Below are 6,322 nucleotides of genomic sequence, written 5' to 3' on the forward strand. Positions count from 1 at the left end.
AGCGAGTGCAGGGCTCGCACTGGATGCCTTGACCAAAACTATAGAAACCGCGTTGGCCACTGGCGATTCAATTACCCTGGTCGGGTTCGGCACGTTCTCCGTGAAGGACAGGCCGGCCAGGATGGGGCGCAACCCCCAAACTGGCCAAGAAATGAGCATAGCCGCTTCGAAGTCCCCCTCCTTTAAACCCGGCAAGAGTTTAAAGGATGCCATTAATGGCTGACACCCATAGCGCCACAGGCTAAAGGCTAACTACAAACCACAAGATGAATACAATAATGCCGACCGTAAGGCATGGGACGGCATAATCCAGGACAAATTCCTGGAACCGGTTATTTGGTTCGCGTTTATCGTTCATTTCTGTTTTTTTGGTTACTTATTTGGTGGGGGTCAGACGGCATTTGCGTCTAACACAAGAGTTAGGCATTTATCATGCCGCCCAGACCCTTTTGCGTTCGCCATCCGTCGATGCTTAGGATTGCTGACGTTATGTTCAGGATGTGTTCGTCCCAGATAGTGCACAAGTGCCCAGGGCAAACACAAAGTGACACAATTTGTCCCTGTACCGGCAAGGTTTCAGGGGGCCTCGCAAGTCCAACGCTTCTTTGGAAAGGTCAAGGACGCTATTTTTTGTGCCGTCTTCCGCAACAGTTCCGTGAGCCATCAAGTGGGGCAATTCTTCGCCGACCAGTTGGGCAATTGCGAAACCCGCCTGTTGCACATTATGTTTGGATGGCAAACAAAAGCTAAGCGCGAATGCCCCCAAAAAAAAGCCCCATTAGATTTTTTTGGCACCAGGCCGTTTTAACAGAACTTCCAGACAGGAAGGCGTATTCAACACGTATAAGGGCTTGGGTAGGTTTGTTGATGGCGGTAATTAATGGGCACGCCCTACGGTCGGATTAGGCTTCTTTGTGGCCCGTACAACAATGGAATGGACTATTCGACGGCCTGCATGATCGTCAAATGGGTGGCTGCAGTCCAGGTTAAGTTGGTCCGCTGCGGGCATTCCCGGAGTGCCATGCTCCCGCTCCACGGCATTGCTGGCCGGCGTTTGCGGCCACGCGGGTTAATCAGGGTACGCGGCAAGACCGGAAACGATTGGTCAATCCTTGACAACTGTGGTTTCTCCACCTACGACGTTGGTGGCGTTGCTTTCCCTCACAAGCCTGCCTTCACAGTACGCTTTATTTTCCGCTTCGGTTTCGTCCGTGGCGTCGATTTCGTAATATTCGTCGCTGGTCACGGTATAGTGGACCAGGTATTTTTTTACGGCCGGTTGGCGGCTGCCCAATTGGTTCCCTTCCATTCCTGCCGATAGCAACAACCCTATAAAAAGGGCTCCTCCTGCCAACAGCAGCAACCCTATAAAAATTGCTAGCGCAACTTGAAGAGAAATCTTCCGCCATCCCTCAGGATCTTTGCGAAATCTTCGGGGACTAACGGGGTGTCGAGCAAAAGGGTCGCCTACTAAGTCCGTCATATCCTCCTTGATATTGTCTATATAATCGTGTCGCCTCATCACACACCCCACTTTAAAAAAGCCATACAAAGTGTTGCCCAAATGGGGCGCGACGGCCTGCAACGACCCCTGGGCGACGTGACGTTATTTTTGCACGACTTATTTAACCTGGCTTGTGCCGTTTACCATGGCCTTGATGTTAAATGACCAGGGTTGTTACGTCGATTGTTTCCCAATTTAAAAATTCAGAGAATTGCTGTTCCATTGTTACGTCCCACCATAATGATGCTAGCACAACAAGATTAAATTGGCCTTACTTAACGTGGTTGTCCTGCAAGATAGGCAGTCTCAAAGATTCGTATAGAAGTCAGCAAGTGGGGCAATTGTGAAACCCGCCTGTTGCACATAATGTTTGGATGGCAAGCAAAAGCTAAGCGCGAATACCCCCGAAAAAACGCCCCACTAGATTTTTTGGCGCCAGGCCGATTTAACAGAAGGATCGGCCATTCCACCGCCTACTCTGACGATGGTTCCAAGGACCGACATCGGCCAAATTTTACAATGCTTCTTTGTCTGCGAATGTCGGCTATACTTTTGGCGATAAATTACAGATGGTAATACCATTATCCAGACTTATGGCGCTTAATATGGATTGCTAGGGAAGCATGCTTGAAAATTAAACTTATTGGTAAAATCATCGCAATATCTTTCTTTATCCCCCTATCTGCCAGCCCCGCAAGCTTTAATTGCTCGAAAGTATCCACCCAAGTTGAACGCCTGATTTGTTCAAACGCCGATCTTTCTGCCGCCGATGACCAAATGGTGAGCCTGTACAAGAAGGGCAAAAAACTTAACAACAAAATCACAGTTCAGCAACGTCGCTGGCTTAAAGAACGCAACGCTTGTGCAGACGTTAAATGTCTAAGTGAGACCTACCTACAAAGGCTTGAAGAATTAAGCGGTAGTTCTCAGCCAAAAGCCGGGGGGAAAGCGTTTGTTAAACCCTTACCTGATAGTAAAACGGTAAAACCAATCACTAAAGAATTAGTCGATAACATATCCGTCAGGGTGTTCAGTAAAAAACATGCCTTATTAAAATACCAGCTTAACCATGGCTCTTACGTCCGAAAAGCCCACGTTGATACAACACATCGTCGTAAGTTGCCGGATACGACGGTCGCCATCTCGATGATTGCCTTTGGTGACTTGAACGGCGACAAGGTAGACGATGCCGCCGTCATTATTTCCAACAATACGGGTGTCAATGCAGCCACTTATTCCCTCACTGGCATCCTGGCTAAAGCGGGAAGGCCATTGGCCACCCCACCGGTTGATTTAGGTGTAACCATTAGCTTTGGGAAGTTTAAGGTCGATTCGGGCAAAATTGTTCTGAGTGGGTTATTTCTTGATGGGAATGCTCTTCCTTGCTGTTCTCCTCAGAAGGTGACGTATATTTTCCGTGTCAAGAAAGGTGCTTTGGTTGCCCTCAGATAAACGCAGAGATTGAGTAAATATACTTTAGCTCAGTCTTGCTTATAGGCTTAGCTTAAACATGCATAGCGGTTTTGGCCTAATGTTTATTGTTAATTTGTTCCGTGTGGTTAATAACAGCATTACAACCATTCTGGATATCGTCAATCAGTAAGGTAAGCAATTCGTTACGGTTGTCAAAAATGGTTGAAACATTGACCTGTGAATGTCAGCTTTTTGAAACAGCCTACGCCCGGTTTTGGCCGATTTTCACGGCTTTGGTTCATACGAACCAATGGCAGCTTATGCGAAACGGCGATTATTTTTTACAACTTTCTAACAAAAAGAAAATAATCTGTTTCCCTAATTTGTTATAGTTTTAAAAATAACAATGCAAAGCCTTACAAATATCAAACTTTCCCCAACGGGGTGTTGAAAAATAGGTTCTGGGGGTTAACCAATAGGGATAATATATGACACCTAGCTGAGTAAGGGCTCTCAGTTTAACCCAGCCTTTGACCATAAAAACCCATGAGTTGGGTTTGGAGATAGCTGAAAAATACAGTTTTCTTGATAGGACAGCATGTTAATTAATTACGGCAATTAAATCGGATTGCAGTCTCGTTTATTCAGGAGGTAGGCAACATGACCAAGAAGCTTAAGCCAAATTGTCAATTACCACCCCCTTCAAGAATTCTCTACCAATCAAATGCTTGTTGTATACGCAATCGTTTTACTGCATTTACTTAAATAAATGTCCCAACCCAGCGCAAACATGAAACCTATTCTTGCCAGCATATTCTTTTTATGGGTTTTGATCCCCCTAACCGGTCATGCAGGAGATGCACTATCATTATTTTCTAGGCTAAATAACGCAGGACTTGTTGTCTTGGATGGAAATGGCCGGACGGTTTTGGCGGATAAAGCTGATATGCCATTAAAGCCAGCATCAACGACCAAGTTGGCTACAGCGTGGTTGGCATTAACCCATTGGGGTGAAAACCATCGATTTCGCACCCAATTTTATCTGGACGACTCAAGACAAACCCTTTGGGTAAAGGGCAGCGGCGACCCTTATCTAGTATCTGAAGAACTGGATATTATTGCCAAGAACCTTAAACAAAGGGGCTTAAAGCATGTCAAAGCCATCGGTATTGATAGCTCCCTATTTCAACCAGATTTAGTGCTCCCCGGAACCGGAACATCAGACAATCCGTACGATGCGGTGCCCACCGCCGTGGCCGCAAATTTCAATACGGTAGCTACTAGGGCAATCGGCGGACAAGTGGTGTCGGCTGAACCCACCACACCGTTGACACCTTATGCGCAAAGTTTGGCCCGTTCAAATAGGAATGGTGTGATGCGGGTCAATACCGGACCGAACCCCCATAACTCAGAACAATATTTCGCTGAATTACTGGCCTCTTTTTTACAGAAGCACGGTGTTGCAGTCGATTCCGAAATTGTGTTTGGGCAGACACCTAAAAAACCGGTGTTTTATGAGCACGTTAATAGCAAACCATTGGGGGAAATGTTGCGCTCAATGCTTAAATATTCCACTAATTTTGTCGCCAATCAATTGATATTGATGCTAAGCACGGACAGCTTCAAGCGTCCCGCCAATGCTGCCGATGTAAAGAGATATATGGAAGAAACGCTGTCCCGTCGCTTTGGCTGGAAGGGCTTCACATTGGAGGATGGTGCGGGGTTATCCCACAATAATCGATTGTCACCGCAACAGTTAACAGAACTATTACTGGCGTTCCGTGATTGGAAACAGTTATTGCCGGAGGTCGAAACCGATATTTACGCGAAATCAGGAACTCTGAACGGAGTTAGTGCGTTGGCAGGCTATTTGGTCAAGCGTGGCGAGTGGCAGCCTTTTGCCGTCGTTATGAATGAAAATGTCCCGTATAACTTGAGGAACCGAATTGCCAGGGAGCTCTCTGGGCAGTAATCACCAAATATATTGACGATCCAAAACCGGGTTCCCTATGCCGGGCGTTCATCAATTTCATTTTTTAGCACGTACCAATTAGACCAAACCGACCCAATTTGGGCGGATATATTACGCAATATTTACGCATTTCAAGCGTCTGCAAACAAATATTTTGGCCCTACCTCTTCGTACAACTTACCGAAAAACTGGGAACGTTTGGGTGCTTATCCACAAACGAATATACCCTCATAGGGGATTTCCAGGTCAAGCCACCCCCTCCAGCAGATTTGTAAAAGGCTGGTGGTTTTCCAGCGGTAGGTATGAAAATCGCGTTTGTCGGTGGAAACGACCCCCGTGGCCCAGTTCTCCAGCCAACAGCTCTAACGATGCATCGGCCAAATCCATGGGTAAGTCAACATATGGGGTCATGAGTTGCACCATGCGCGGTAAATGCGTGGATTACGACTTACGGCCTTAATAATCTAGGTAGCTTAAGCTTGGACTTCAGTTCCCACCTGTTTGCGGCGCATACCCATCAAGCCAACCAAGCCGGAACCGAACAACCAGACTGCAGCCGGTACGGGTACTGGCGCAAGGGAGTCCAGATTTGCGGTATCCAGGGTTGCCCATGTCTCACCGCCATTCACGGTGAAACGGCCACTGTTATAACCGTTGCAGCAATCTTCTCCCCACAACAACGTGAGGGTATGCGCACCGACGGACAAACCATTGAACATTTCGGTAATGACTTGCGGATGGTTCCAATCATAACCCCACCAAATATTACTTGAACTGCTGTAAACGGTGTTGCCGTCCAATAAGACCGTAGCCCCTTTGCCTGCATCCAGACCAAATTGGAAACCAATTTTGCTGCCGCTTGAAAAATTGATGGTCAAGGCCGAATCCGTATAGTTTCCAGAATAAAATTGGTCAAATTTGGTAATGTTTTGGTTGACGCCATTACTGTTACTGTAATTGATAGTTGCCGCTTGGGCGGCACCAAAGCCCAACATGGCGGCACAAAAAGCAATCGTTTGCAGTTGTTGTTTCATTGTATGTTTACTTGAATAAAAAAGTTAAAAACTGTAGTTAATCTTCGTAACGCAGCTTATGTGCCAATTATTTTGTAGCGTTATCATCACACTGAATTATTGAAAGCAAATATTCTTAAGTTATTGTTTTTGAATAGGCAATATATTTTTGAATTAGCAAGGCATGGTATGCCTTAATAATCTAAAATTAACCTTAACTTCCTATATTTAACTTAGCCTAGTTGTTGAGACTGTCAGAATATGACAAATTTTGTCTGTGCCGGCGGTGCTAATGCTCAAAACAGTAAATATTGGCTAAGCCGAACTGGTGCAGTCGCCTTCTGAAAATGACAGCTATGTGGCGTGGTAACTATCGCTGGTATCGAGTCCTATAAATAGAAACGGGCAAGGGATATAATG

General features: G+C 46.1%; 8 protein-coding genes. 4 read left to right on the forward strand and 4 right to left on the reverse strand.

Going from position 1 to position 6,322, the window contains the following annotated elements; genetic code table 11:
* A partial coding sequence (locus tag ABL924_RS17315; protein WP_349028347.1) for an HU family DNA-binding protein occupies positions 1 to 223 on the forward strand: 223 nt, incomplete at its 5' end.
* Positions 224 to 493: 270 nt separating this feature from the next.
* On the opposite strand, the gene ABL924_RS17320 is transcribed toward ABL924_RS17315, so the two are convergent.
* Positions 494 to 739: a hypothetical protein gene (locus ABL924_RS17320; protein ID WP_349028348.1), complete on the reverse strand. Its 246-nt coding sequence runs from the start codon at positions 737 to 739 to the stop codon at positions 494 to 496.
* Positions 740 to 1,105: 366 nt separating this feature from the next.
* Positions 1,106 to 1,483 (reverse strand): hypothetical protein, encoded by a 378-nt coding sequence (locus tag ABL924_RS17325; protein WP_349028349.1) that lies wholly within the window; start codon positions 1,481 to 1,483, stop codon positions 1,106 to 1,108.
* Between the two features lie 27 nt (positions 1,484 to 1,510).
* Here ABL924_RS17325 and ABL924_RS17330 point away from each other — a divergent pair, with 27 nt between their 5' ends.
* The 3 genes from ABL924_RS17330 to ABL924_RS17340 all read left to right on the forward strand — a co-directional run bounded on the left by ABL924_RS17330 (position 1,511) and on the right by ABL924_RS17340 (position 4,889).
* Positions 1,511 to 1,669 (forward strand): hypothetical protein, encoded by a 159-nt coding sequence (locus ABL924_RS17330; protein WP_349028350.1) that lies wholly within the window; start codon positions 1,511 to 1,513, stop codon positions 1,667 to 1,669.
* A 462-nt stretch (positions 1,670 to 2,131) separates the two neighbouring features.
* A complete protein-coding gene (locus ABL924_RS17335; protein ID WP_349028351.1) occupies positions 2,132 to 2,956 on the forward strand; it encodes a lysozyme inhibitor LprI family protein in 825 nt (274 codons plus the stop codon).
* A 751-nt stretch (positions 2,957 to 3,707) separates the two neighbouring features.
* Positions 3,708 to 4,889 (forward strand): D-alanyl-D-alanine carboxypeptidase, encoded by a 1,182-nt coding sequence (locus tag ABL924_RS17340; RefSeq protein WP_349028352.1) that lies wholly within the window; start codon positions 3,708 to 3,710, stop codon positions 4,887 to 4,889.
* A 246-nt stretch (positions 4,890 to 5,135) separates the two neighbouring features.
* On the opposite strand, the gene ABL924_RS17345 is transcribed toward ABL924_RS17340, so the two are convergent.
* Both ABL924_RS17345 and ABL924_RS17350 read right to left on the reverse strand, forming a co-directional pair.
* Positions 5,136 to 5,300, reverse strand: coding sequence for a hypothetical protein (locus ABL924_RS17345; protein ID WP_349028353.1), 165 nt, complete (start codon positions 5,298 to 5,300; stop codon positions 5,136 to 5,138).
* 62 nt (positions 5,301 to 5,362) lie between these two features.
* On the reverse strand, positions 5,363 to 5,923 hold the full coding sequence (locus ABL924_RS17350; protein ID WP_349028354.1) for a CCXG family PEP-CTERM protein: 561 nt from the start codon (positions 5,921 to 5,923) through the stop codon (positions 5,363 to 5,365).
* Positions 5,924 to 6,322: the final 399 nt, after the last annotated feature.

Origin of the sequence: Methyloglobulus sp., assembly GCF_040079455.1 — a bacterium.
Taxonomy (GTDB): Bacteria; Pseudomonadota; Gammaproteobacteria; order Methylococcales; family Methylomonadaceae; genus Methyloglobulus.